The sequence below is a fragment of the Streptomyces sp. NBC_00376 genome, assembly GCF_036077095.1.
In the GTDB taxonomy this organism is placed as follows: domain Bacteria; phylum Actinomycetota; class Actinomycetes; order Streptomycetales; family Streptomycetaceae; genus Streptomyces.
Genome location: NZ_CP107960.1, coordinates 8,652,057 through 8,673,764, shown reverse-complemented (window position 1 = coordinate 8,673,764; position 21,708 = coordinate 8,652,057). Strand labels below are relative to the sequence as shown.

Sequence of the window (21,708 nt, the reverse complement as noted above, 5' to 3'; positions counted from 1 at the left end):
CGCGGCCGCGTTGCCGATGCGGTTCTGCCGGGCCGGTGCCGACGCGACTGCCCGGTGATGAGGCGGCGGAGTCCGGCGTCCTGGAGTGGCCGTCGCTGCTTGCGGAGTTCCTGCTTCTTCTCCGCCTTCGACTTCGGTGTCCGGGGCCGTTTCCAGATCGGCTCCCACAGCACAGGTCCATCGGGCACGGCATTCGGCTCCGAGGTGGCTTCGCGTGCGCGGGCGAGGATGTCCTCGATGCTGGGTTATTCCGGTGTGCTCACGCGACTCCTGCTGGGGTCCGGCCCGGTCCGTGCTGGACGCCGGGCTGCTGGGTGCGCGGCGACGGGGAGGTCGCCGGGGCGGGCTGTGGTCCGCCGTGGGCGGTGGCGCGGTCCCGGACGCCGTCCTGGAGCTTGGCGGCCATCTTGGCGGCGGCCTCGAACGTCCGGCGGGTCTCTTCCACCGCGGCAACGTCGCTCGCCTGCTCCTGGACGCGGCCGGCATTCCGGTCCGTGCGGGACTGCCGCAGGCGGGAGCTCGGGGTAGCGGGTACAGCGACAGGGGCCGGCCGGGTACGGGAGCCCAGGCGGTCCGAGCGGCGCACCGCGTGGACGCGGGCGGTCAGCGCGGCGGCGGCGAGGCGTGCCCGCTCGTAGGGGGCGGCGGTCCGGTTGCGGGTCAGGGGACGCAGCACGGCCTGGTCCTCGGTGTCGCGTGGGTACAGGGCGCGGAGGTCGGCGGTCATCATCCGGCGGCCGATGGGGCGGGTGTAGTCGTCGACGACCGCTTGCACGATCTGTTCGTCCAGGCCGGGCTGGTGGAGTCGGCCGCGCAGGACGTGGACGAGGTGGCGGCGGGCCTCGGCGAGCAGGTGCCGGCGCTTGAACGCGCCGCGCATCACGTACCCCACGGCGACGGTGTCGACGGCCGCCGGGGTGACATCGACGACCGGCCGGACCCGCGCCCACACCGACGCGGCCGCCCGCCCGCGCCCGCTCCGCGAGCCGGTGGACAGTGTCAGCGGTGAACGCCTGGATCGCTGAGGCCCGCCACCGTTCTCGCGGCTCGGTCAGCGACGGCGGCACCTTGCGCTTCGGCGGGCGTGTCTGATCGGCGGCCTGCCGGTCCAGCGCGTAGTCGGCCTGCTCCCCCGGCGGGTGCCCCTGCCGCTCTTCGTAGCCGGCCGTGAGAACGGACTTCGCGTCAGCGATCTGCTGGCGGCGGGTGGACTGCCGGCCGATGAGACGCTGGTCGATTCCCGCGATTTCCATGACCGGCTGGCAGCCGGGCGTCACTTCACGCGGCTCCCGCGCCCGCCCGAGGCGGGCGGACACCTCTTCCATGAAGTACAGGGAGTAGAGGGTGCCGGCCGCGACGATGTGCTCCAGCATCGACTCCGCCGACAGGTTCCCCCACTTTCCGTCCGGACGCCGGGCGCGGATCGACACCACCGCATGATCGTGGAGCAGAGGCTGTCCGGCTCTGGGCTCGTAGTGCCGGAAGACGGCGACGATCAGCCCGTCCCGGATCGGCTCGCGGTCCTTGCCTCCGCTCCCCCAACGGATCTGTGCGACCGAGTCCTCCAGCCACGCCGGCGTCTTGTCCCGGGCGATGTCCTGGCACAGCTCCAGCACCAGGCGGTACTCCTCACCGAGCAGCGCCCACGCGACCTGTGCCGTCGATGGCGCCCGGAACACCAGGTCCATGGCCAGCCAATGCGTCCGCTCCTTGGCCTTCTCGGTCTTCTCCCACTGGTTGCGCTCGATGGGCCTGCCCAGCACGGTCGCCCGCCGGGCGCGGCCGGGCTCTTGCCCTCCTCAAGGAGCTTGCGCTCGATCTGGTCGGCGTCCGGGTGCCGGCCCTCACCCAGGAGGAGTTCAGCCTGCCGCTCGGTCACCACGTCCCCGGCCGTGAGGCGGACCGCGGCCAGGCGCCCCGGCCTGTCCAGACCCCGGGCGGGATGCCGGCTTCGTCCTGGGCGGCGCGCAGCGGCTTGCCCGCCCCGGCAGCGGCCGTCGCCGACCAGAACGCCGTTGCAGTAGTACGGCCAACGCCTCGGGCCGACCTTCGCGGCGCTGAGCATCCGGCCATGGAACCCCACCCATGACCTGCGGGAAAGGACGATCCCAGGGGCTCCACCCGTGGCCGGGGAGGCCCGCCAAGCCCGGTTGCTGCGTCTGTTCGGCCGATGAGCGAAGGAAAAGGCGAGCTCGACCTTCGACACCTGCGGCATGACCAGCGCCTTTCACAAAGAGCATCCCGATGCTGCCCTGGCAAGAGCCGCCATGCCTCCCAAACTCAGGCTCTGGCTCAACTTCTTTGGTGGTACGTCGCTCCCGCTGGCCCGCTGGTTTCCCGCGTCCGCCGCGCCGTCCTTGCGATCGACAGGCCGGCATCACAGGAGTTGTGCCAGAACCAGCTCAGGTTCTGGTTCAAGTTCCGTGGTCCGCGACTGTGGGTCACCGCTCATATCTTGAAGAGGGCTTCCTCTTGTGGCGGGATCGAAGGGTCGAGAACGTCGCGGAGACGGGTGATGTCCTGGCGCCGTCTCGGGCCGTTCGCGGCCTCACCCCACAGTCTGCGAGTTCAGAAGGCTCAGCGACCACTTTCTGCACATCGCCTCCTCCACCTACAGTAATACCGGTGGCGCCACGCCGAGGAACAGCCGTGCGAATGGCGGCGTCGCGACGTCGAGCTGACCGCGCGGAACCAAGGAGATCCACACCGAGTCCGGCGGGATCTACGGCTCGCCGCGCGTGCATGCCGTGCTGAAGCGCGAGGGCACACGCGTGGGCCGCAAGCGGGTCGAGCGCCTGATCCGCGAGGCCGACCTCGCGGGCATCGGCCCGCGCCGTACGGGCTTCACGCGCCGGGATCCGAAGGCTGCCCTCGCCCTGGAGCTGGTCAACAGGGACTTCACCGCGCCGGCGCCGAACCGGTTGTGGGTCACCGACCTCACGATGATGTCCACCGGCGAGGGCCCGCTGTGGCTCTGCGCGATCCGTGACGCGTTCTCCCGCCGGGTGGTGGCCTGGGAGGTCTCGCGCGAGCGGACGCCGACCTGGTCCTGACCACGCTGGAGTACGCGCTTGCCAGCCGCGAGGTCGAGCCCGGAAAGCTCATTCATCACGCCGACCACGGCTGTCAGTACACATCCATCAAGCTCACAACTCGCCTGCTGCGAGCAGGAGTCGACGCGACAATGGGCTCCGTCGGAGACAGCTGCGTCAACGTGCTCGCGGAGAACCTGTGGCCGCTGATCGAGACCGAGTGCGTGCGCGGTCGCGTCTTCGCGACACGTGCCGAGGCGAACCTCGCACTCTTCGAGTACACCGACGGCTTCCATGACTCCCGTCGCGTCCAGGAACGGCTCAATCCATTCCTGGGTCCGCCAGTTACGGGACACCGAGTTCGAAAAGGCCGTAGCCCGCGTACGAGCCGGAAGCCAGGGCTGCGATGCCGAGGAGCATGAGCTGGTGGGTCAGGCTGAGTCTGCGCAGGGCGAGGGCGAGCGGGAGAAAGAGCGGGAAGAGGGGGAGCAGGTAGCGGGAGACGTTGCCAAATATCTGCTGGCTGCCAAGGACGAGGACGAGGGTGAGGACGGTATAGACCATCAGGACGGCTGGGGGACGCAGCCTGATCAGCAGCACGAGCAGTGCGATCGCGAGCAGGACGACACCGACGCCGATCAGGTCCGCGAAGGGCCAGGCGGAGAGATAGCCGGAGTGGCCCACCGGGACGGATGTGAGGACGTCGAGGGTATGCCGACCGTAGTCCCACTCGTGGGCCCAGGCACCGGACTGAAGTCTGAAGTAGCCGCTGTAGTCGCCCATTTGGTAACCCACCCAGCCGAGATAGGCGAGGAGGCCGAGCGGGGCGACGGCCATCGCAGCCATCGGACGCAGGATGCCGTCCCGGAGGCGGTAGAGCGAGAGCAGGGCCGCGACGGCGACGGCAGCGATCAGCGCCACGGCAGTGGGCCGGTTGAGCCCTGCCATGCAGGTGAGGAGACCGGCGGCGAGCCAGCGGCGGGTCAGGACGGCATGGCAGGCCCAGACGGCCAGGGCCACGTAGAGGGAGTCGGAGTAGACCGCCCACTCCACGCCGGAACCGGGCCAGACGGCCCAGAGTCCGGCCGCGGCCAGCCCGGCCCGTCTGCCGCCGAGGCGTTCGGTGATGGCGTAGATGCCCAGGGCGGCGGCCAAGGAGGCAACGACGGAGACCAGCAGGCCTGCGCCGTACGGGCCGAGGCCGGTGAGCTCGGAGACCAGCCGCATCAGCGCCGGGTAGAGCGGGAAGAACGCCGCCGAGTTCCCTTCGAGGGTGATCGGGCCGGTGGCGCCGGGGATCGGAACCAGCTGAGGGTCGTACCCGTGCACCGCGATCTGCTGGTACCACCAGCCGTCCCAGCTGGCCAGGACGTCCCACGGGTGGGCGCCTCCGCCGAAGCGCGGGTGCTTCGTGCGGTAGTCCCCGGCGGAGTGCAGCAGCCACATGAAGGTGGCGAAGCCGATGAACTTGAGCGTGCCGTAGACGGCCAGTACGGGGCCGTAGTGCTCGGCTGTGCGGCGCAGCCGGCTCCGGCGGTCGGGGCCCGTGGTGGCGGGCTGCTGCGACAGCCTCGCGTTCCAGCTCAGGGCGGCGGTCGCGGTCGTACGGGCCGTGGTCCTGATCATGCGCGGAACACCCACACTCGGAAGAAGAGGAACCGCAGCAGTGTCGCGGCCAGGTTGGCGGCGAGGAGTACGGCGAGTTCGGTGGCCTGCCCGGCCGAGGGCACCGCGTGGTGCAAGGTTGCGAGCGATCCGCCGGTGAGCGCCAGACCGATCAGGAGAACGACCAGGCCCCTGCCCTGGTGGCGCAGCACACCGCCGCGGCCACGGAGGCCGAAGGTGAGCCGCCTGTTCATGGCAGTGTTGGCGACGGCGCAGACCAGCAGCGCGAGTGCGTTGGCGGCCTGGGATCCGGCCGCCGGGCGCAGCGCCGCGTAGAGGAGCAGGTATGCGAGGGTGCTGACGGCTCCTACGGCGGCGAAGCACACGAGTTGGGTGGCGAGCCTGCCCGATGCGTCGGCGCCACCATCACGGAGCGACCCGCCCGGCGGCAGCGTGCCCCGCGCCAGTGCCCCGCCGATCCTGGCGATGCCGCGCAGGTCGGCCAGTGCCGTGGCGAGGATGTCGACCCGGGTGTCGGGATCGTCCACCCAATCGACCGGCACCTCATGGATGCGCAGCCCGGCACGCTCGGCGATCACCAGCAGTTCGGTGTCGAAGAACCACTCCGAGTCCTGTATGAGGGGCAGCAATCGCTCGGCCACATCACGCCGCACCGCCTTGAATCCGCACTGCGCGTCGGAGAAGCCCACGGCGAGGACGGAGCGCAGGAGGGCGTTGTAGCAACGAGAGGTGATCTCTCGCTTGGGGCCGCGCACCACCCGGGAACCGGGGGCCAGGCGGGTGCCGATGGCGATATCGGAGTGGCCGGAGAGCAGCGGGGCCACAAGCGGCAGCAACGCCGTCAGTTCCGTGGACAGGTCCACGTCCATGTACGCGAGTACGGGGGCCGTCGAGAGCGACCATGCGGTACGCAGCGCCCGGCCGCGCCCCTTCTCGGCCAGCCGAAACCACTGCGCTTCGGGCAGTTCGTCTGCCAGCCGAGCGGCGATCCGCGGGGTGCTGTCCGTGCTGGCGTTGTCGGCGATGGTGATACGGAACGGATAGGGGAAGGTCTCGCACAGGTGTGCGTGGAGCCGCCGCACGCTCGGCTCCAGATCTCTCTCCTCATTGAACACGGGGACGACCACGTCCAGAACGGGCTCCGGGTGGTGCGTCGCCACCGGTGCGCGGTGCGGCAGTCGGCTCAAGTCCTTCAGGGCAAGTGACCCTTGGTTTCTCACGTTCTATCCTTTTTTGTGACCTTGTACGGGGTAGGCCGAAGACACTTGGGGCGGCGGTGCGCCACGGTGCTACGGGGTGACGAGCGAGGACGAGGCGGTCGACGGTTAGTTCCGCGCGGTCGCCGTACCCGAAGGCGGAGCCGAGGTCGAGGACGGCGACACGCCCTCCGTGCTCCCCGGCAGGGTCTCGGTGGCCGTGGCCGTACTCCCGGTCGCGGCCGGCGGCGCGCTTTCAGCGGTCCCGTCCGGGGACGCGGGGGCAGTGGAGGTGCCCGAGGACGGGGGCGCGCTCAGGGACGCGTCGGGTGTCGCGGGCGGGGCGGAGAGCGACGGGCTCGACGCGGGCCGTGGGCCGGGGTGGCTGGGCTCGACCCGGGTCGCACGGCCGGGCAGCAGGAACAGCCCGACACTGAGACCGACGACGGCCAAGACGGAGCCGACTGCCCTCTGCGCGGCCCGTTTCCGACAGCGGACACTCACCCCTGCCTGGAGACGTTCCCGGTGCTTCGGCTCGAACGGTGTGGGCGTCTCGGTGTCGCGCATCATCCGTGCCAGCTGCCGCTCGAAGTGATCCATGGGGTTCTCCTTCACCGCACCGGCTCGTTCACATTGCCCAGGAGCTGCCTCAGCTGCGCCACTCCGCGTGCGGCGTGGGACCGAGCCGTGCCCACCGGGCACCCGAGTGCCTCCGCCACCTGCCCTTCGGGCAGGTCCTGGTAGTAGCGCATCACCACCGCCACCCTCTGCTTCGGCGACAACTGGGCCAGCGCGGCCTCCAGCCGAGAACGCTCCACCACGTCCGCGGACACATCGCCGACCACCGCCACCTCGGGCAGCTGTTCGACGGGGCGTTCACCCCACCAACGCCGCTGTCCCAAGCGTGCCGCTGCACGCACCATCACCTTGCGGACATACGGCTCCGGTGCATCATCCGCGACCTTGGGCCAGACGAACCAGAGCTTGACCAAGGACTCCTGCAACAAGTCCTCGGCCCGATGCCGATCGCCTCCGACGAGCAGACGGGCCAGGTGGACCAGCGCCGACCAGCGGGCAGCCACGAACTCGTCGAACGCACGGGCTCGACTCTGCTCCATCCGCACTGTCCCTGTTCTCGTCGGTTGCCTACACCCTGTAAAAGGCACTGGCGTGCGACCCACGATGCACCTGCGACCCGTGATCTGGGTCACAGGGCATGTCAACGACAAGCGCGAGACGCTCCTCCGTCCCGTCCCGTCAGCGACGCCGCCGACGAGGACGCGGTTCGACGGCTGCGGCCCGTCAGCCACCCCCGCAGAGGCGCTCGACGCCTACCGGAAGGTGCATCGACTGCCGGCCGCCGAGTTGAGCATCAAGCCGTCCGCCTCGCTGTGCGATCTGCAGCTGCGCATGTTGCGCAGCGCCCCGGCGCTCGGCCTACCCGAGCCCCTGTCCCGCCCGCCCGAGGGCGCTGCCCTCGCGGGCGACCGTCGGCGGAGCCGCGGCAACTGCCCGCCGCTGCCCGCGTGAACAGCATCACGGTGTACGGCGCGCTTGGCGCCATCGCCTTCCTGGCGGTCGCCGTGGCAGCGAGCAGCGGTCACATGGTGAACACGTTCATGTGGGTCCGGACAGTCCTGCTCCCGGTGGCCGTCGTACTGATCTACCGGATGACCATTTCCGCTTCCCGGGGCTCTCGACGGGCCTTCGAGCGCGTGGGTACCCTCGCCGTGATCATGCCGATTGCGATCACCGGCGTCGACCTGATCCCCGGTGGCCGCCCACCGTGGTACGCAGCGATTCAGGCTGTCTGCATGCTGCCCGTCATCCGCGTCGCCTTCATGACCCGCGGCTCCGCACTGCGCGCTGTTTTCTTCGGGGGACGCTGACCGGGAAAGCACCATGACCATGGTGCAGATCGTGACGGCGTGAACGCGGTCGAGCGGCGCCAGCCCTCCACCGCTCAGGGGGGAGCCCCACTTCCTTCGCGGCGACCCGGTGTACAGCCGTCATCATCGCCAACTCGGTCTCCATCGGCGCCAGGGCCGCCACCGAGTCGAGCTCCCGCACCGACACGGACGGCTCCCCCAGCTCGCCTCGACATTCACGCTGCCGGGCGTGCGACGCGAGCGTCGGTGCCCGGTGCGGGGCCGCCGCGCTCTGCTCCCCCACCGCTTCGAACTGGGCGCGGTCGGCCCGGCGTGATGACCGGCGACGGCTGACGGCGCCTGCCGTCCGTGACGCCATCCCTGCGGGCTCCGGCGTGCCATCGCCCTGGCAGAGATCGCTGACTGAATCGGACCCGTGGCAGATTGTGGAACCCCGGCTGACGGATCGCGTACTCGATGTCAGTGCTCTGCGATAGACACTCCGTCAGTATCGTGAACGCGACACGCGGAAGAGGGACCCTCCATGGCAGACAACGCAATCTCAGGCACCACACCGGGAGAAGGCGTGATGGATCCGGCACCCGGGCTGACCGGGCGCATCGGCGTCGTCGGCGGTATCGAGTCGCTGACCCTCGACGGCCGCCGCCTGTGGTTCGGCTTCGATTTCACCTCCGACCAAGTACTCTCGCCCCTGATCGACGACGCAGGGACCATGGCTCGGTACGCCGCGCGGCACATGCGCCAGCGCACAGGTGCCCACGACGAGTCCTACTGGGCCCAGCTCGTCCAGGCCGCCGTGGAGAACTCAGATCTGGTGCGGTACGACGAGCAGCGAACCTTCACCACGCAATCACTGGAAGCAGGGGACTCCGGCCCCGCACACGGGCACCTGCTCTACCTCCTCGACGCGGCAACGGAGGACCCCGCTGACGGCGACCCCGTCGACACCGGGACCGGATCCCAGGAGCCGGCCACTCGGTCCGGCCTCCGGCCCGACGAAGTGACCCCCGACAACGAGGACGGGGAGTTGGGGACGACACTGGCCCGGACCACGGTCGGCAACTGGTCGCTGCTGTTCGCGCCGTACGCCCGCAGCGCACAAACCGCCTGACCGCCGGCTCGGACTCACCGCTGCGTCGGCCCGGCCGGCGGCGGGAACCGAACCGTGTTTCAGAGGAGGGGCCTAACGCGACTGCGCCCATTCGTAGAGACGGTGGGCGCTGTCACCGAAGCGCGTGGCGTAGAGCGTGGGTGCATGTCCGCCCGCGAGTTCCTCATCGGTGGTGGTGACGCCCACGACAGTGCCGGTGCCGGTGCGGGTATCGAAGTGGGCCAGGTGAGGGCCACCGCTTGACCCGGCTGACATGTCGCAGGTCTCACCCCACAGCAAGGGGGCCTCGGGACCGGGGTGGCTCGTGCCCGCGCAGTGGATCATGCGGGATCCGACGTATTTGTCCCCGGGGTCGTTGAGTCCGTAGTTCGGGTACCCGAAGGCGTGGACGAACTCGCCCTCCACGGGCCGGCCGAACCCGATTTGCTGGCTTCCGGTGACGTCCGCGATCGGGCGCCCCCCGGCAGTGGGGTTCGCCACGAGGAGTCCCGTGTCGTAGCCGGCGGCAGCGACGTCCGACGAATCCGTGGTGTCCGGATCGGCGTCCCAGCGGGAAGAGGTGGCCATGGTCCTGATGCTGAAGCCGCCGTGCGGTTTCGTTCCGTTGCGATAGCCGGGCACGAAGTAGAAGTTGTGGTTCCAGGTATCGTCGACAGAAGGCGACCCGACGCCTCTCAGGCAGTGTGCTGCCGTGATGACGGTACTGCGGTTGGCGCTGGTGACGACCGTCGCGGTGCAACTGCCGTCATAGCCGTCGGAGAAGGTGAAGAACAGGCGGCCGACGTTCTTCTGCACCGCCCCTCCGTGTGTCCACACGGTCCCGGAGTCCGGCGTGTTCACGGGAAGCGGCCGCGGGTCGTCCGGCGTGTTGTCGTCCTCGGGAACGGGGGTGATCTCGGGGACCAGAGCGCCTGCCAGCTTCATCCGCTCGGGGGTCCAGTAGGCGTTGATCCGGTTGCTCTCTTGTGCGGTCGTGGCGCCGGCGTGGGTGGTGGTGTCCGGTCCCGCCGCGCTGCCGCTGGTGGACGACGGGTTGTGCGGCGCGGCGTCGGCGGCCGCGGTCGGCGTGACCAGTGCGACGACGGCCGCCGACACCGCGACGGTGGCGCCGATCGCGTGCCGGAGGGGCCTGCGGGTGCTGTCCTGGTGACCGCATGGGCGGTGAGGAGAGGTGCGCATGCGCGGGACAGTAGTCGCGCGGTGTCAGGAAGCGGTCAGAGGAGTGTGAAGGCGGTGTTCGCACGGCCGGTCGGCGGTTCGTGCCGGACACGGTCGGTTCTCGCGGGGAGGCACCGGGTCGTCAGGAAGGGCCGCCTGCGGCGCGGCTGGCCCCCGGCTGAGGGAGGGGCGGCCCGGCCCGTCAGCCGTCACACGTCATCTTCGGCTTGGCGTCAACCGCTGTACCGATGTTCCAAGCGCCGCCAATTGCATCGGATGCGAACTGGCAGCAGTATGCGCAGCGCGGCCGGTGACGTGGAGGCTGCTGTCGCTGAACCGTTGGGCGATCCGCTGGGCCAGCACCTGCCGCCAGGAAACGGCCGGTGGGCGTGACAGGAGCAGCACTGTCCTCCGACAAGCAATCTTGACCGTTTGCCAGGCTAGTTTGACCGGTCGGTTCCACGCTGAACCGTTCCCCCTTGCAGGCGACGGCCCGGCCAGCCCGGGGTGGCAGATGGCGATGGGGTGCTGTGCCGGGTGATTTTGACCTGGCGGCGACGGAAGCCCGGGAGTCGGGACGGGACTGGCCGCCGTCAGGTGGACTTCACGGCGTTGACCATGGTGTATCCCATCTTGTCCCGGCACAGGGCGAGGATGCGCGGGTAGACGACATCGAGCTGCTCCATCGCGTCGGTGCCCACCAGCGCCGCGATCTGGGCGCGCCTTGCGGCAAACAGGCGCGGGATCAGGTCGTAGGTGGGCTTGAACTCCCGAGACATGTCGCGAGTGACTTGGATGGTGAAGCCGGCCTCGCCGAGCATGCGCGAGTAGTCCTCGGGTCCGGCGGGAAGGCGGGAGAGGGCGAACGCGGCCTGGAAGAGCTGGACTTCCTCGGGTGTGAAGGGCACGGCTTCGTAGCAGTCCGCGAGGACGAAGCGGCCCCCGGGCCGCAGCACCCGCCGAACCTCGCGGATCGCGGCGGGGCGGTCGGAGAAGTGAGCGAAGGACTCGATGGCCCACGCGGCGTCGAAGGTCTCGGACTCCTGGGGCAGGGCCATGGCGTCCGCCTGTTCGAAGGTGACGCGGTCGGACAGTCCCGCCTTCGAAGCGCGGTCGTGCCCGGCCCGGACCTGCGCGGCACTGACTGTCACGCCGAGCACGCTCGCGCCCGACTCGGTGCCGATCCGCACGGTGGGCCGGCCTGTGCCGCAGCCGACGTCCAGCATCCGCTGTCCCGGCAGCAGCCCGATGACGTCGATGAGGGTGCCGGTCCAGGAATCCTGAGCTCGGGTGAGTTCCTCCCACATCTCGTCGGCCGTCAGCTCCCCCGTCTCCGTCCGCACGCCGTCGGCCCACATGCCCAGGTGCATGCTGTCGCCCATGGTCAGGCCGTACAGGCCCCCGAAGCGGTCGTACCATTTGCCGACCTCCCAGGCCGATGGATTGCTCATGTCCAACTCCTCGCTTTCGGGCGGCCCACCAGATGGGCTGGCGCCGCCGGGCCGACCCGGCCGATCGGCCCCGTCGCCCTCCACCTTCCCCAGGACGGGCGCGCAATGAGGCCACACGGCGGGGCGCACAGAAGCACGGATGGATCCATGCACTGAATCGCCCACATGCGGCAGGCACGCTTCGTTGGCCGTTGGCGCTGGTCAGGCTGCCGGCGCGGCGGCTTCTGTTGACGATCCCGCGTCTTGCAGCTTCAGATAAGTGCATGGCCTGGTTCGGGTTCAGTGCATTCATCGTTGGCACGGTCGGGATGTTGGTAGGGAGCAAGGGACAACGAGGGTGGGATACATGGTCCCGTCAGCAACGAGTCGTGTGCTCAGTTGGCTTCGTGCTCGTACTTGCCGGGCTGGCGATCGGCTGGAGTGGCTGACGACCAGGCCAACAGCGGCACGGCCGACGCCTCCGTCCGCTCGGGGTCAGCGCGCCTTTCCCACCGGCGCGCTGGTCCGCTTCCCGTCCCATGTAGGGTCTCGCGGCCCATGGCATTCACCGAGCTTCTGAGCAGCAGGTTTTCCGCAGTCTCACGGCGATGGTCCACGGCCGCCGTCTCACGAGGCGTGGCACATCCTCAGAAAAACCTCAGAACGGTTAGTAGCACGAGCCGCTTGTCCTGTCGCAGTACATCTGGCAAATAGTGGCTCGCTGACCTACAGAGGGCCGCCGGGGCAAGGCCGCCGCCAGACACTTCTTCCGCCACGTGATGCAGAAAAAACCGATGTCGTCTGCTCAGGCCGTTTCGGCTGCCGGGGCGGCGGCGCCGTCGCTCGGGGCGGCAGGCCATTCGCGGTGTCCTTCGTCATGCCAGAGAGGGCGTCGGTCGACCCGTAGGCCGAGGATCTCCGGTCGCGCGTAGTGGCCCCGGGAGTCGACCCAGACCTTGACCGCGTTGATGTCGGCGAGGTCGATCTCGGCGGTGACGAGCTGCTCTTCGAGGCCGGTGTGCGGGCCGGCGAGGTACTGATTGAAGGGGTGGATCACGGCCGACCAGCCACCACCCGCAGTGATGTGCTTCTGCGGTCCGACAGTGGACTCCATCCACTGCAGGCACGTCTCGTCCACCGGGTTTCCGGCGGAGATGACGAACGCCTGCGCCGTGAGCGCGTGGGTCTTCATCATGGCGTCGATCTGGACGTCGGCGACAGTCTCGAAGCCGGTCATGGTGGACAGACCGGGCCATGCAGCTGCGTGGATCTGCTGGCCCTGGGTGATCAGGGACTGCCGGGCCAGGTTCATGGTGTGTTCCCAGCAGGCCAGACCGCCGATCCGGCCCAGAGCGCTATCGAAGACGCTGAGGGTGGCGCCGCCGCCCTGAGCCCACACGATCCTTTCGGCGTAGGTGGGCTGGAGCTTGCGGTGAACTCCGAGAAGGGTGCCGTCGGGTTCGATGAAGACCTGGCTGTTGAAACACGTGCGGGTCCCCGTGAGCCTCTCGCTGACACCGAGAACGACGCCGACCCCGGCGCGGTCACAAGCGGCTTGGACCCGGGCGATCTGCGGACCGGGCACCTCGACGGACGCCTCGGCGTACGCGATGTTGGCGCCCTGCTGGTCCAGCGGGGCGTAGGCCTCGATCCAGTACGGGTAACCGGGCACGAAGGTCTCGGGAAACACCAGCAGGTCGATGCCTTCCCGGCCAGCCTGTTCGATGAAGCGGATGACCTTGCCGACGGTCGCCTCGGTGTCCATGAACACCGGAGCGGCGTGCACCGCCGCGACAGTTCGTTTCGTGGAAGTGGGAGATGACATGTGGGAGTCCTCCTCAGAAGTGGAGCGCACCGGCAGGAACAGGTCGTCGAGCGGTGTTCCGGGGCGCGCGATCCAAATGCGGATGGATGGGTGAGCCGGTCACGGGGAAGCCTGCCATCAACCTCGGGCCGATACTCGCCTTCCAGCCGCGCAAGAGGCTCGCCAAGGACGCCGTACTGATCGTGGACGGCGCCCTTGTCCCGACCCGCGACCACGCCATCGCCATCGCCGAGCAGTCGCAGAATCGGTACTCCACCAACCACCAGGTCCTCATCGACACCGACTCGGGCATGACGGCCTCCCGGGAGACCACGGTGTCGAAGTCGGTGATCGGTTTGGCGGCGCACCCGGGCACGCCGCCATCACTGGACTCGGGGTCTACCGCGATCCGCCGGGCCAGCAGTTCCCTGGCCTCCTCGTACCGCTTGAGATCGATGAGCAGGTCAGCCAGTTTCACGGCGGGGTGCGGGGTCGTGGTCACAGCTTGCGCCTCTTCTTCAAGTACCTCACCAGGTCGTCGTGCATGCCGCTCTGTTGGCGAACGTCGCCTAATTCCCCTGTCGTTTGTAGGCTTCCAGGCTCCATGACCACTCACCATCAGCGATGGCCACCGCGTAGCCAGTAGGGCAAGGTGGGAAGCCGCAGGTATATCGCCGCCTCCCGAACCGAGGCCGACGCGAGAACCAAGGAAGTGGGCGCGGTGGCTGGACGGCAACGCGTGGGCACCGGACGGGAGGACCGAAGAAGCCGCTGACCAGAGAGACAGAGCACCTGCGGGATCGATACATTCCGCACTTCTCGTGGGCCAGCGACTCGTCGCGGCCGGCCAGGGACGAGCCCGGTGGTGGCATCGGCTTCGAGGTGAGGTCACCACCGGGCGGGAGCGGCTCCACATGAGGGTAGACGGCCTGTCACCGCCTCGGCCCCACCAGCCGGAGCGCATGATCGGGCGCGGCAACAGGTTGCACAGGGGTTCGGCAGCAATGCGGGCTCATCGTGACAGCGCCCACGGCCGGGGTGAGCAAGTATGCATCAGCTCGCCGGGCGGTGAACCGCTGCTGCTCGTACGGTCGGGCATGAGTGCCCTGACAGGACGGTGCTCCCGGGACGGCCCTGCGGCCACTTCGCACGTTCCGCAGGGCCAACCCACCTTCCAGACGTGACCACCGGCCAACCGCCAGCCGACACCCGCCGCCCCTGGAGACACCGGGGCGGCCTGGTTCCACTACGCGGCGAAGCCGATGTTGGTGACGCAGTCGTACTGGCCCCACTGGGAACCGAGGTCGGGCGGAACGTCGGTGGCCCACTCGTCGTCAAGGCCCTGGAGATCGCCCGCAACCCAGGCCTCGACGATCCGGTCCCAGCGGCGGACGTTCATCGTCCGGTACTCCACCACCCTTTGCAGAGGCGTCGCCGCCTGCGCCTGGTTCAGCGGGTGGATCTCCACCCTGGTCCCGCGTCCTTCACGGTTGAGACGGGCCAGGAGATGCCGGGCCACATTGCGGCGGCGCACCGTCCGGTAGGCGGCGTCGATGTGCTCCAGGTCGGCGTTCGACGGCCGGCGTCGTTCGTCCAGCCACGCCTTCAGCGTGCGGTCGGTCACACCGTCAGCCCGGCGTCCCTGGCCGCCCTACGGCTGTGCTCCGTCCTCGTCAGGGAGTGCAGGCACGCCATCAAGTCACGCTTCACGGTCACCAGGGTGACAACGCCGTCCGCGCCAGCTCGTCGAGTTTGCGTGCGACGGCGTCACTGCCCTTGATGCCCCGCGCGCTGAACTTCCCGAAGTCGATAGTCCACTCCGGCAAGTCACTCCCTCTCCGAACTCGCGGACGCTGCCTTCGCAATTCTCACCGTATCCGGCTGTCCTCCTTGTCGACTGCGCCGTCGTTCTTACGGCCCGGGGCCAGCGGGTGGACGGGCCAGCCGCTCCCTGCGCACCAGCGGGCAACGTCGTAGGGACTGACGGTTCCTGCGGAGCGGGGACCGCTGGTCTCACGTTGACGCGGCACGCTGATCGTCCTTGCCGAGGGGCCAACAGCCTGTTCAGTCTCTTTCAGTCCCTACGGCATAAGGGCAGGTCACAGCACTGCTAGCACCCAGAAAGGGACTGAAAGTCTCTGTTATGAGCCGCTCAGGATAGAAGACGTTTGTACTCGCGTGTACGCGTACACACACGCGTAATGAGTGTTTTCAGCGTTGCCTCTCCAGGGTGAGGACGACCTTGGCGATTGACGTCATGCGGTTCGGGCTGCATCGCGATCTTCGGAAGATCCGCCAGGACTTGAGTCGCGCCATGCCGCGTTCGACGGGTGCCCGGGATGTGGCCAGTGCCCGGTTGACGGTCCGTTCTGTCGGGGTCAGCTGCCCGCGGGGCGGGCGTCTGCGTCCGGTGGTGACCCAGGGGCCGGCACCTGTGTAGGCGCGGTCGGCCAGGATAGGGATTCCCTGGCGTTCGCAGATCCGGATGATGCGGTGGGTGCGGGCGGCGGTCAGGTCGTGGCACCGGCCCGGCAGGGCCGGTGAGATCCACAGCACTTGGCCGACAGGGTCGGTTACGACCTGCACGTTCACGCCGTGGCGGCGGTGCTTGTGGGAGTAGTCGGCTTTCCCGTCGCCCACTCGGTCGCACTCGGCGAGCGTCCCGTCGAGCAGGATGTACTGCGGGTCGGTGTCACGCAGGACCTTCAGCAGGCCCGGTGACCGGTCGGCCAGGAGGTCGATGACGGCGGTGGCGTAGGCGTGGGCGGTGCCGACTGAGATGCCGAAGCCGGCGGCTATCTGGGTCAGGGTGTCGTGCTTGCGTAGGTACACCAGAGCGACGAGCGCGCGTTGGTGCGGCGGGAGCTTACAGCGGCGATCACCCTCGCGGGTGACGATGAGCATGGTCACCCACTCGACCAGTGCGTGAGACAGGTCGAGTGCGGCAGGATATGGAACCAACGAGGCACCTGCGCTGATGAGTTGAGACGTCGAACACCTCCCTCAACGGCATGGGCGCATCGTGCGTTGCGGCCTTCCCGCCGTCACCCGATCGGTGGCCGCTCTCAAAACGCTCATTCTATTAGGGTAGTTCGTGGTCGAGGGCTCTCGGATGTCGCAAGCCCGGATGGGGCACTTTCCTCTCAGATAGTGTACGAGTTACTGTTCTTCGCCATGAGCCACATGTAATACCACTGGTCGTCGCGTAGCGTCCTCGGACTGTTTTCTGCGGTATTCCGGATGATTTCCCAAACCCCACCGGCCCCGGCCGCGCCGATGAGAGGAAGCGCCGCCGTCATGGTTGGCCCATAGACTGCGACAAGCACGGCTCCTACAGTTCCAATGACTGCACCAGTGACCGATACTGCGCGCTTTCTGCGGGCAATATTCATTTGCGACTGAACGCGCCTGATCTCATCTTCCAGCTGATTTCCGATCTTGCGCAGTTCGTGCTCCATGTGGTCACTTTGAACGACTCCATCGAGATCTGTGAGGCTTTGCTGCAAGAATCATTTGGCCGCACGGTAGGAGCCGAATTCCTCGACCGTGATGCGACTAGCGGTAGCCATCGGTACGCCATCGATGAATGGAAGGTCCATCTGGAGAATAGGGCGCACCACGCGGCTCTGTACCGGTCCACTGCCAGAACCTTCCACCTCCTCGATGGCTCTTCCGTCCCGTACTAAGAAGTCAAGTGCCGTCCGAACTAGGCTGGCTTGACTGTCGGTGCGACTTACACCTTCTGGACTGGCGGAAATAACGCTACCGCACGCTTTGGATCGAGTATTTGGGCAGATACCAAACAAGTCCAGACCTGAGCAGGGGCTCAGAATCGGCGATCCACTGCCCCAAGGTAAAAAATGTTGTCGCACACCAGAGAGAGACGTTCCGGCCATTCGGTTACAGTAATTCCACTCTGAGGGTCAAAGGAAGTGCTACGCCTAGAAGGGAGGAAAATGCGCTCGAGGAGGTCCGTGCTCCTGCTCGGGGGAAGTTGAACGAGCTCGCGCGCACTCCCTGGTCCATGATGTGCTAACAATAGGGTGTCGGATACGAGCAGGCTTCGTTTGGTGAGGCGTTCAAATCCGCCTTCGCTCACCCCCAGACCAACATAAAACGGGGAGTGAGATAGTTTCTTATCGTCGACCAGCTCCCGGCGCCGCTCATGGAACAAGTGCCGCGCATATGCCTCCGCCATCAGGCTGGGATCTTTCCTCTCGTGTGCCGTCACCCCCTTGAAGAATCTTTTCATGTGCTTCGCGACGATCGGACTTTGAATTGCTTTCCGGTGACTGCACATAATGGCATGTTACCCCCTGCGAATTTACGGCGTCGCGTGATCTCGTTCTCCTTATCCTGGCCGACCGCGCCTACACAGGTGCCGGCCCCTGGGTCACCACCGGACGCAGACGCCCGCCCCGCGGGCAGCTGACCCCGACAGAACGGACCGTCAACCGGGCACTGGCCACATCCCGGGCACCCGTCGAACGCGGCATGGCGCGACTCAAGTCCTGGCGGATCTTCCGAAGATCGCGATGCAGCCCGAACCGCATGACGTCAATCGCCAAGGCCGTCCTCACCCTGGAGAGGCAACGCTGAAAACGCTCAATGAATGGAACAGGGATGTTCAGTCCCTCCAGTCCCCTGGCCAGGCAGAGCAGGCGCCCCTGAACTGCGCTTTTGTCAGGTCCGAACCAGGGACTCAGAGACCAGGGACTCAACAAGACCCCGGTGACCGGACACCGGAACAGCAATACCCAGCCACTCCCGACCTCAGCCCCGCGCGAGGCAGTCCATTTTGCGAGAATTTCGAGCCGGTCCTCGATCACCTTCAGGACCAGACGGTGGAGCTTGCCCCCGTTATCTTTTTCGCGGTCCTGCAAGAGGGCCGCTGGCCTCCGGGCCCGGCATGACTGTGTCCCCCTGTCGACGGGATGACCTGGGGGGTGGTGTCACCGAGTCCGGGGGTGTTCGTCGGAGACGCTGATCAGAGGTCCGGCCACCGCCCGGTCCGGCGCAACGCCGGACGGTTCGCGGGCGGCAGGTCTGCATAACGTGGATGCGCGAGCACGACACCCGAGCCGAGGCCGGCACCGCCAACACCCCCGAAAGGGCACGATGTTCGAGATCGAAGACGTGGGTGTGTTCCTCGGCCTGGACGTCGGAAAGTCCGCTCACCACGGCCACGGGCTGACCCCAGCCGGGAAGAAGGTCTTCGACAAGCCGCTGCCCAACAGCGAGCCGAAGCTGCGGGCCGTGTTCGAGAAGCTGACCGCGAAGTTCGGCACCGTCCTGGTCATCGTGGACCAGCCCGCCTCCATCGGCGCCCTGCCGTTGACCGTCGCCCGCGACGCCGGCTGCCGCGTCGCCTACCTGCCCGGCCTGGCCATGCGCCGGATCGCCGACCTCTACCCCGGCGAGGCCAAGACCGACGCGAAGGACGCGGCCGTGATCGCGGACGCCGCACGGACGATGCCGCACACCCTGCGCTCGCTGGAACTCACCGACGAGATCACCGCAGAGCTGACCGTGCTGACCGGCTTCGACCAGGACCTCGCCGCCGAGGCCACCCGCACCTCCAACCGGATACGCGGCCTGCTCACCCAGTTCCACCCCAGCCTGGAACGCGTCCTCGGCCCCCGCCTCGACCACCAGGCCGTGACCTGGCTGCTGGAACGCTACGGATCCCCGGCCGCCCTGCGCAAAGCCGGACGCCGCAGACTCGTGGAGCTGATCCGCCCGAAGGCCCCGCGCATGGCCACCCGGCTGATCGACGAGGTCTTCGACGCCCTGGACGAGCAGACCGTCGTCGTCCCCGGGACCGGCACCCTGGACATCGTGATCCCTTCCCTGGCCGGCCAGCTCACCGCCGTCCACACCCAGCGCCGGGCGATGGAAGCCCAGATCAACAGCCTGCTGGAGGCCCACCCTCTTTCCAAGGTCCTGACGTCGATGCCCGGCGTCGGTGTCAGGACCGCCGCAGTCCTGCTGGTCACCGTCGGCGACGGCACCAGCTTCCCGAGCGCCGCCCACCTGGCCTCCTACGCCGGACTCGCCCCGACCACGAAGTCGTCGGGCACCTCGATCCACGGCGAACACGCGCCCCGAGGCGGCAACCGCCAGCTCAAACGCGCCATGTTCCTCTCCGCCTTCGCCTGCATGAACGCCGACCCCGCCTCCCGCACCTACTACGACAAGCAACGCGCCCGCGGCAAAACCCACACCCAGGCCCTCCTCCGCCTCGCCCGCCAACGCATCAGCGTTCTGTTCGCCATGCTCCGCGACGGCACCTTCTACGAGTCACGAGTCCCCGAAACAGCTACCGCATGACCGGCCTCGGACTTGCGTAGCTGAACCAAACGGCCTCACAGGCAGTCGCATCCTGTGGAGTAGAGCAGCAGGAAGAGGGCCGTCATGGCGGTCACGGTGAACCCGACAGCGGTCAGGGCGGCGAGGCCCCGACGGCGCCCCTTCGCGGGGGTGCGGAAGGTCTGCCAGGCGCCGTGGGCGAGGAGGAGACTGAGCAGCCCAGCCCCCGCGATGGTGAAGCGCGGGCTGAGGGACCAGCTCAGGTAGGCGATCAGAGCCAGGCAGCCGAGCAGGGCACAGGCGAGCAGGCTGAGGATCACCTCGGCGACGGCTTCTCCCACCGTCTCGACCAGGAACTCGCCGACGCCTTTCGCTGCCCTGCGGACCCCCATGACGCTCCTCCCCCTTGCGTCGATGGCCCCGAGCGGGGCCTGGTATGGAGGACCCCCGCCGAGCCGGAATGGTTGCCGGGGTGCTCAAGAGTCGCCGACTGCGGCACACGGTCACACCTTGACGAAGGACATAGAGGCACCCCCCCGGCCTGGCTGCGTTATCACATTGTCGAGGGCGTCGGGGCGCGCTGAGGTCGGTTCCGGCCCCGAGCTCTGGCCACGGCGGGCAGGCCAGCGGTGCCGGTAATCTTTCTGAGATCATGAAACGGTCGGTCATTTCGGCGCGGTTGTCAGTGCATCACAGTTCAATCGCGCTGTGCTCGCTTGGATTCATGGTCGCGCGACGAACCCGGTTCGCAGGTTCATCCAGCAGTACGCCGTGCCGATGCAAGCTCCGGAGGGAGTCGGATACGTCTACGTGATTGCCTTCAGCGGCCCAGGCGCCTACGTGAAGGTCGGATCGACAGCCGCATCCCAGAACCGCCTCCTGACTCTCTACTACGTCGGCACGGACAATGGGCTGCGGTACGCGGGGTTGTGGCTCTCCCCCGCCCACCCGGACTACCGGGTCATCGAGAAGCGCGCCCCCACTGCCTGCTGGGCTGTCTCACCCTCAGCTTCACCGCGCAGCGAGTACTTCCCCGGGATGCCGTTCGAACAAGCAAAGCGGGAAACATCCAGGGCTGCCTACGGCTTCCGTAGCAAGCGGGAAAAATCTGCACGCCTGGCAGCACTTGATTCCCAAGGTGGGTGCAGGGGGCTTCAAGAACGAGAGTTTCGCTTTGAGTTGCCGACGAACGCTGCGGCGAGCGCCGCGACACCACCCCCGAGCATGCCCGCCGCGGGCACCGCAGCGCCGTGGTCGACGAAGTATTTGGCGACCCAGAGGTAACCAGCCACACCACCACTGCCGACGATCAGGCCGGTTGCGCGCAGCACCAGGTTGACCGTGTCCAAGCGGCGCTCATGAACGCGGTCGAGACACCACTGCCGGTGCTTCTCAGCCTGGCGCTCGAAGTCCTGCTCCACGATGCGCAGGATGCGTTCGCCAGCACCTGGGACTGCACGCTCCCACTCCTCCGCCTGACCAGCGGCTGGAAGAGCCGAGTACGGTGTCGGCATCTGGGTTGCCTGCGCACCTTCGTCGCCAACCGCAGTGTCCGACCCCTCGGGCGGTGTCATGGTCACCGCTCGCCCCCTTCGACTTCTCCGGGCCGGCGGCCGTGAACAGGGCCCGGCCACTGGGTCAATGCTTCGGGCGGTGCGCCGAGCCGACCGTACTTTCCGCGCAGCGCCTCCTCGACATTGCGTTGGCTCTGCTCGCGGGAGGGCCTGCCAACGGCCGGGCCAGCCAGTGCTCGATGACCAGGAGCAGCTGCTCCTGGGCCGGACCGGTAGGGCCACAGATCCCTCAGCCCATCCAGGAAAGCGCTCGAGCGGGTGGCGAGAATGCGATCTTGAGATTCCTGCTGCGGGAGACGTCCCACATGGTGGCTGCGGCGCGCTGAGAGAAGTCCTCCCGCCGCCAGCATGGCCCACACCACGAGGAAACTCCCCAGCGACCACCCGCCGTGTGCAGCAGGAAGAGCCTGCATCAGCAGGAACAGACCAGCCGTGAGCAGGGCAATCACGGACAGGACCAGAATGGGAAAGGCCAGGAGCCGAGCGGCACGGCGCTGGCGCCGCCGGACCGATTCGTTCAGGAACTCGGTTGCGACCAGACTGAGATCACGACCGTCTTCAAACGAACTGCTGGCCACT

The 21,708-nt window shown here is 67.9% G+C and carries 19 protein-coding genes and 4 pseudogenes; 8 read left to right on the top strand and 15 right to left on the bottom strand.

The window, feature by feature from the left end:
• Positions 1-259 precede the first annotated feature (259 nt).
• Complete coding sequence (locus OG842_RS38980; protein WP_266734142.1) at positions 260-952, bottom strand: hypothetical protein; 693 nt, start codon at positions 950-952, stop codon at positions 260-262.
• A 124-nt stretch (positions 953-1,076) separates the two neighbouring features.
• Positions 1,077-1,763 (bottom strand): annotated as a pseudogene (gene mobF, locus OG842_RS38975) (MobF family relaxase); the annotation flags it as partial.
• A 936-nt stretch (positions 1,764-2,699) separates the two neighbouring features.
• Between mobF and OG842_RS38970 the strand changes: the two are divergent.
• Positions 2,700-3,053, top strand: a complete 354-nt coding sequence (locus tag OG842_RS38970; protein ID WP_266737209.1) for an IS3 family transposase — start codon at positions 2,700-2,702, stop codon at positions 3,051-3,053.
• A 131-nt stretch (positions 3,054-3,184) separates the two neighbouring features.
• On the top strand, positions 3,185-3,454 hold the full coding sequence (locus OG842_RS45355; protein WP_353962603.1) for an IS3 family transposase: 270 nt from the start codon (positions 3,185-3,187) through the stop codon (positions 3,452-3,454).
• Here OG842_RS45355 and OG842_RS38965 read toward each other — a convergent pair.
• From OG842_RS38965 to OG842_RS38950, 4 genes are all read right to left on the bottom strand, one after another.
• The gene (locus tag OG842_RS38965; protein WP_266734144.1) at positions 3,378-4,658 is read right to left on the bottom strand and encodes a glycosyltransferase family 39 protein; all 1,281 of its coding nucleotides are present in this window, start codon (positions 4,656-4,658) and stop codon (positions 3,378-3,380) included. The genes OG842_RS45355 and OG842_RS38965 overlap by 77 nt on opposite strands.
• Positions 4,655-5,845: a glycosyltransferase gene (locus OG842_RS38960; protein ID WP_266734145.1), complete on the bottom strand. Its 1,191-nt coding sequence runs from the start codon at positions 5,843-5,845 to the stop codon at positions 4,655-4,657. The genes OG842_RS38965 and OG842_RS38960 overlap by 4 nt, the downstream gene beginning before the upstream one ends.
• Before the next feature lie 138 nt (positions 5,846-5,983).
• Positions 5,984-6,454: a cellulase gene (locus tag OG842_RS38955; RefSeq protein ID WP_266734146.1), complete on the bottom strand. Its 471-nt coding sequence runs from the start codon at positions 6,452-6,454 to the stop codon at positions 5,984-5,986.
• Positions 6,455-6,465: 11 nt separating this feature from the next.
• A complete protein-coding gene (locus OG842_RS38950; RefSeq protein ID WP_266734148.1) occupies positions 6,466-6,972 on the bottom strand; it encodes a SigE family RNA polymerase sigma factor in 507 nt (168 codons plus the stop codon).
• A gap of 79 nt (positions 6,973-7,051) precedes the next feature.
• On the opposite strand from OG842_RS38950, the gene OG842_RS38945 reads away from it, so the two are divergent.
• The 3 genes from OG842_RS38945 (at position 7,052) to OG842_RS38935 (ending at position 8,854) form a co-directional block, all read left to right on the top strand.
• Entirely contained in the window at positions 7,052-7,384 is a 333-nt protein-coding gene (locus OG842_RS38945) for a hypothetical protein (RefSeq protein ID WP_266734150.1), read from the top strand.
• The gene (locus OG842_RS38940) at positions 7,381-7,743 is read left to right on the top strand and encodes a hypothetical protein (protein WP_266734151.1); all 363 of its coding nucleotides are present in this window, start codon (positions 7,381-7,383) and stop codon (positions 7,741-7,743) included. The genes OG842_RS38945 and OG842_RS38940 overlap by 4 nt, the downstream gene beginning before the upstream one ends.
• 523 nt (positions 7,744-8,266) lie before the next feature.
• On the top strand, positions 8,267-8,854 hold the full coding sequence (locus OG842_RS38935; RefSeq protein ID WP_266734152.1) for a hypothetical protein: 588 nt from the start codon (positions 8,267-8,269) through the stop codon (positions 8,852-8,854).
• 72 nt (positions 8,855-8,926) lie between these two features.
• Here OG842_RS38935 and OG842_RS38930 read toward each other — a convergent pair whose 3' ends face one another.
• The 3 genes from OG842_RS38930 to OG842_RS38920 all read right to left on the bottom strand — a co-directional run bounded on the left by OG842_RS38930 (position 8,927) and on the right by OG842_RS38920 (position 13,267).
• Positions 8,927-10,033: a trypsin-like serine peptidase gene (locus tag OG842_RS38930; RefSeq protein ID WP_266734154.1), complete on the bottom strand. Its 1,107-nt coding sequence runs from the start codon at positions 10,031-10,033 to the stop codon at positions 8,927-8,929.
• A gap of 572 nt (positions 10,034-10,605) precedes the next feature.
• Positions 10,606-11,463, bottom strand: a complete 858-nt coding sequence (locus OG842_RS38925) for a class I SAM-dependent methyltransferase (RefSeq protein WP_266734156.1) — start codon at positions 11,461-11,463, stop codon at positions 10,606-10,608.
• Positions 11,464-12,247: 784 nt separating this feature from the next.
• A complete protein-coding gene (locus tag OG842_RS38920; RefSeq protein WP_266734158.1) occupies positions 12,248-13,267 on the bottom strand; it encodes a carbon-nitrogen hydrolase family protein in 1,020 nt (339 codons plus the stop codon).
• 119 nt (positions 13,268-13,386) lie between these two features.
• On the opposite strand from OG842_RS38920, the pseudogene OG842_RS38915 reads away from it, so the two are divergent.
• A pseudogene (locus OG842_RS38915) lies at positions 13,387-13,554 on the top strand (IS5/IS1182 family transposase); the annotation flags it as partial.
• Positions 13,555-14,492: 938 nt separating this feature from the next.
• Here OG842_RS38915 and OG842_RS38910 read toward each other — a convergent pair.
• The 3 genes and pseudogenes from OG842_RS38910 to OG842_RS38900 form a co-directional block, all read right to left on the bottom strand.
• Positions 14,493-15,072: pseudogene (locus tag OG842_RS38910) on the bottom strand (transcriptional regulator).
• 385 nt (positions 15,073-15,457) lie between these two features.
• Positions 15,458-16,207 (bottom strand): transposase, encoded by a 750-nt coding sequence (locus OG842_RS38905; RefSeq protein WP_266734159.1) that lies wholly within the window; start codon positions 16,205-16,207, stop codon positions 15,458-15,460.
• A gap of 182 nt (positions 16,208-16,389) precedes the next feature.
• Positions 16,390-16,704 carry a hypothetical protein gene (locus OG842_RS38900; protein WP_266734161.1) on the bottom strand — a complete coding sequence of 105 codons (315 nt, stop codon included), beginning with the start codon at positions 16,702-16,704 and terminating at the stop codon, positions 16,390-16,392.
• 895 nt (positions 16,705-17,599) lie between these two features.
• On the opposite strand from OG842_RS38900, the pseudogene OG842_RS38895 reads away from it, so the two are divergent.
• Positions 17,600-17,845: pseudogene (locus OG842_RS38895) on the top strand (transposase family protein); the annotation flags it as partial.
• Positions 17,846-18,364: 519 nt separating this feature from the next.
• Entirely contained in the window at positions 18,365-19,576 is a 1,212-nt protein-coding gene (locus tag OG842_RS38890; protein WP_266731358.1) for an IS110 family transposase, read from the top strand.
• A gap of 35 nt (positions 19,577-19,611) precedes the next feature.
• On the opposite strand, the gene OG842_RS38885 is transcribed toward OG842_RS38890, so the two are convergent.
• The 3 genes from OG842_RS38885 to OG842_RS38875 all read right to left on the bottom strand — a co-directional run bounded on the left by OG842_RS38885 (position 19,612) and on the right by OG842_RS38875 (position 21,707).
• Positions 19,612-19,947, bottom strand: a complete 336-nt coding sequence (locus OG842_RS38885) for a hypothetical protein (RefSeq protein WP_053639247.1) — start codon at positions 19,945-19,947, stop codon at positions 19,612-19,614.
• Between the two features lie 762 nt (positions 19,948-20,709).
• Positions 20,710-21,135: a hypothetical protein gene (locus tag OG842_RS38880; protein ID WP_266734163.1), complete on the bottom strand. Its 426-nt coding sequence runs from the start codon at positions 21,133-21,135 to the stop codon at positions 20,710-20,712.
• Positions 21,132-21,707: a hypothetical protein gene (locus OG842_RS38875; protein WP_266734165.1), complete on the bottom strand. Its 576-nt coding sequence runs from the start codon at positions 21,705-21,707 to the stop codon at positions 21,132-21,134. The genes OG842_RS38880 and OG842_RS38875 overlap by 4 nt, the downstream gene beginning before the upstream one ends.
• Position 21,708 lies beyond the last annotated feature (1 nt).

Bases quoted from the DNA above. Each gene is read 5' to 3' on its own strand.
- OG842_RS38930 (WP_266734154.1), bottom strand. From the start codon at position 10,033: ATGCGCACCTCTCCTCACCGCCCATGCGGTCACCAGGACAGCACCCGC.
- OG842_RS38935 (WP_266734152.1), top strand. From the start codon at position 8,267: ATGGCAGACAACGCAATCTCAGGCACCACACCGGGAGAAGGCGTGATG.
- OG842_RS38900 (WP_266734161.1), bottom strand. From the start codon at position 16,704: ATGGAGCACGAACTGCGCAAGATCGGAAATCAGCTGGAAGATGAGATC.
- OG842_RS38920 (WP_266734158.1), bottom strand. From the start codon at position 13,267: ATGTCATCTCCCACTTCCACGAAACGAACTGTCGCGGCGGTGCACGCC.
- OG842_RS38885 (WP_053639247.1), bottom strand. From the start codon at position 19,947: ATGGGGGTCCGCAGGGCAGCGAAAGGCGTCGGCGAGTTCCTGGTCGAG.
- OG842_RS45355 (WP_353962603.1), top strand. From the start codon at position 3,185: ATGGGCTCCGTCGGAGACAGCTGCGTCAACGTGCTCGCGGAGAACCTG.
- OG842_RS38925 (WP_266734156.1), bottom strand. From the start codon at position 11,463: ATGAGCAATCCATCGGCCTGGGAGGTCGGCAAATGGTACGACCGCTTC.
- OG842_RS38890 (WP_266731358.1), top strand. From the start codon at position 18,365: ATGTTCGAGATCGAAGACGTGGGTGTGTTCCTCGGCCTGGACGTCGGA.
- OG842_RS38950 (WP_266734148.1), bottom strand. From the start codon at position 6,972: ATGGAGCAGAGTCGAGCCCGTGCGTTCGACGAGTTCGTGGCTGCCCGC.
- OG842_RS38955 (WP_266734146.1), bottom strand. From the start codon at position 6,454: ATGGATCACTTCGAGCGGCAGCTGGCACGGATGATGCGCGACACCGAG.
- OG842_RS38965 (WP_266734144.1), bottom strand. From the start codon at position 4,658: ATGATCAGGACCACGGCCCGTACGACCGCGACCGCCGCCCTGAGCTGG.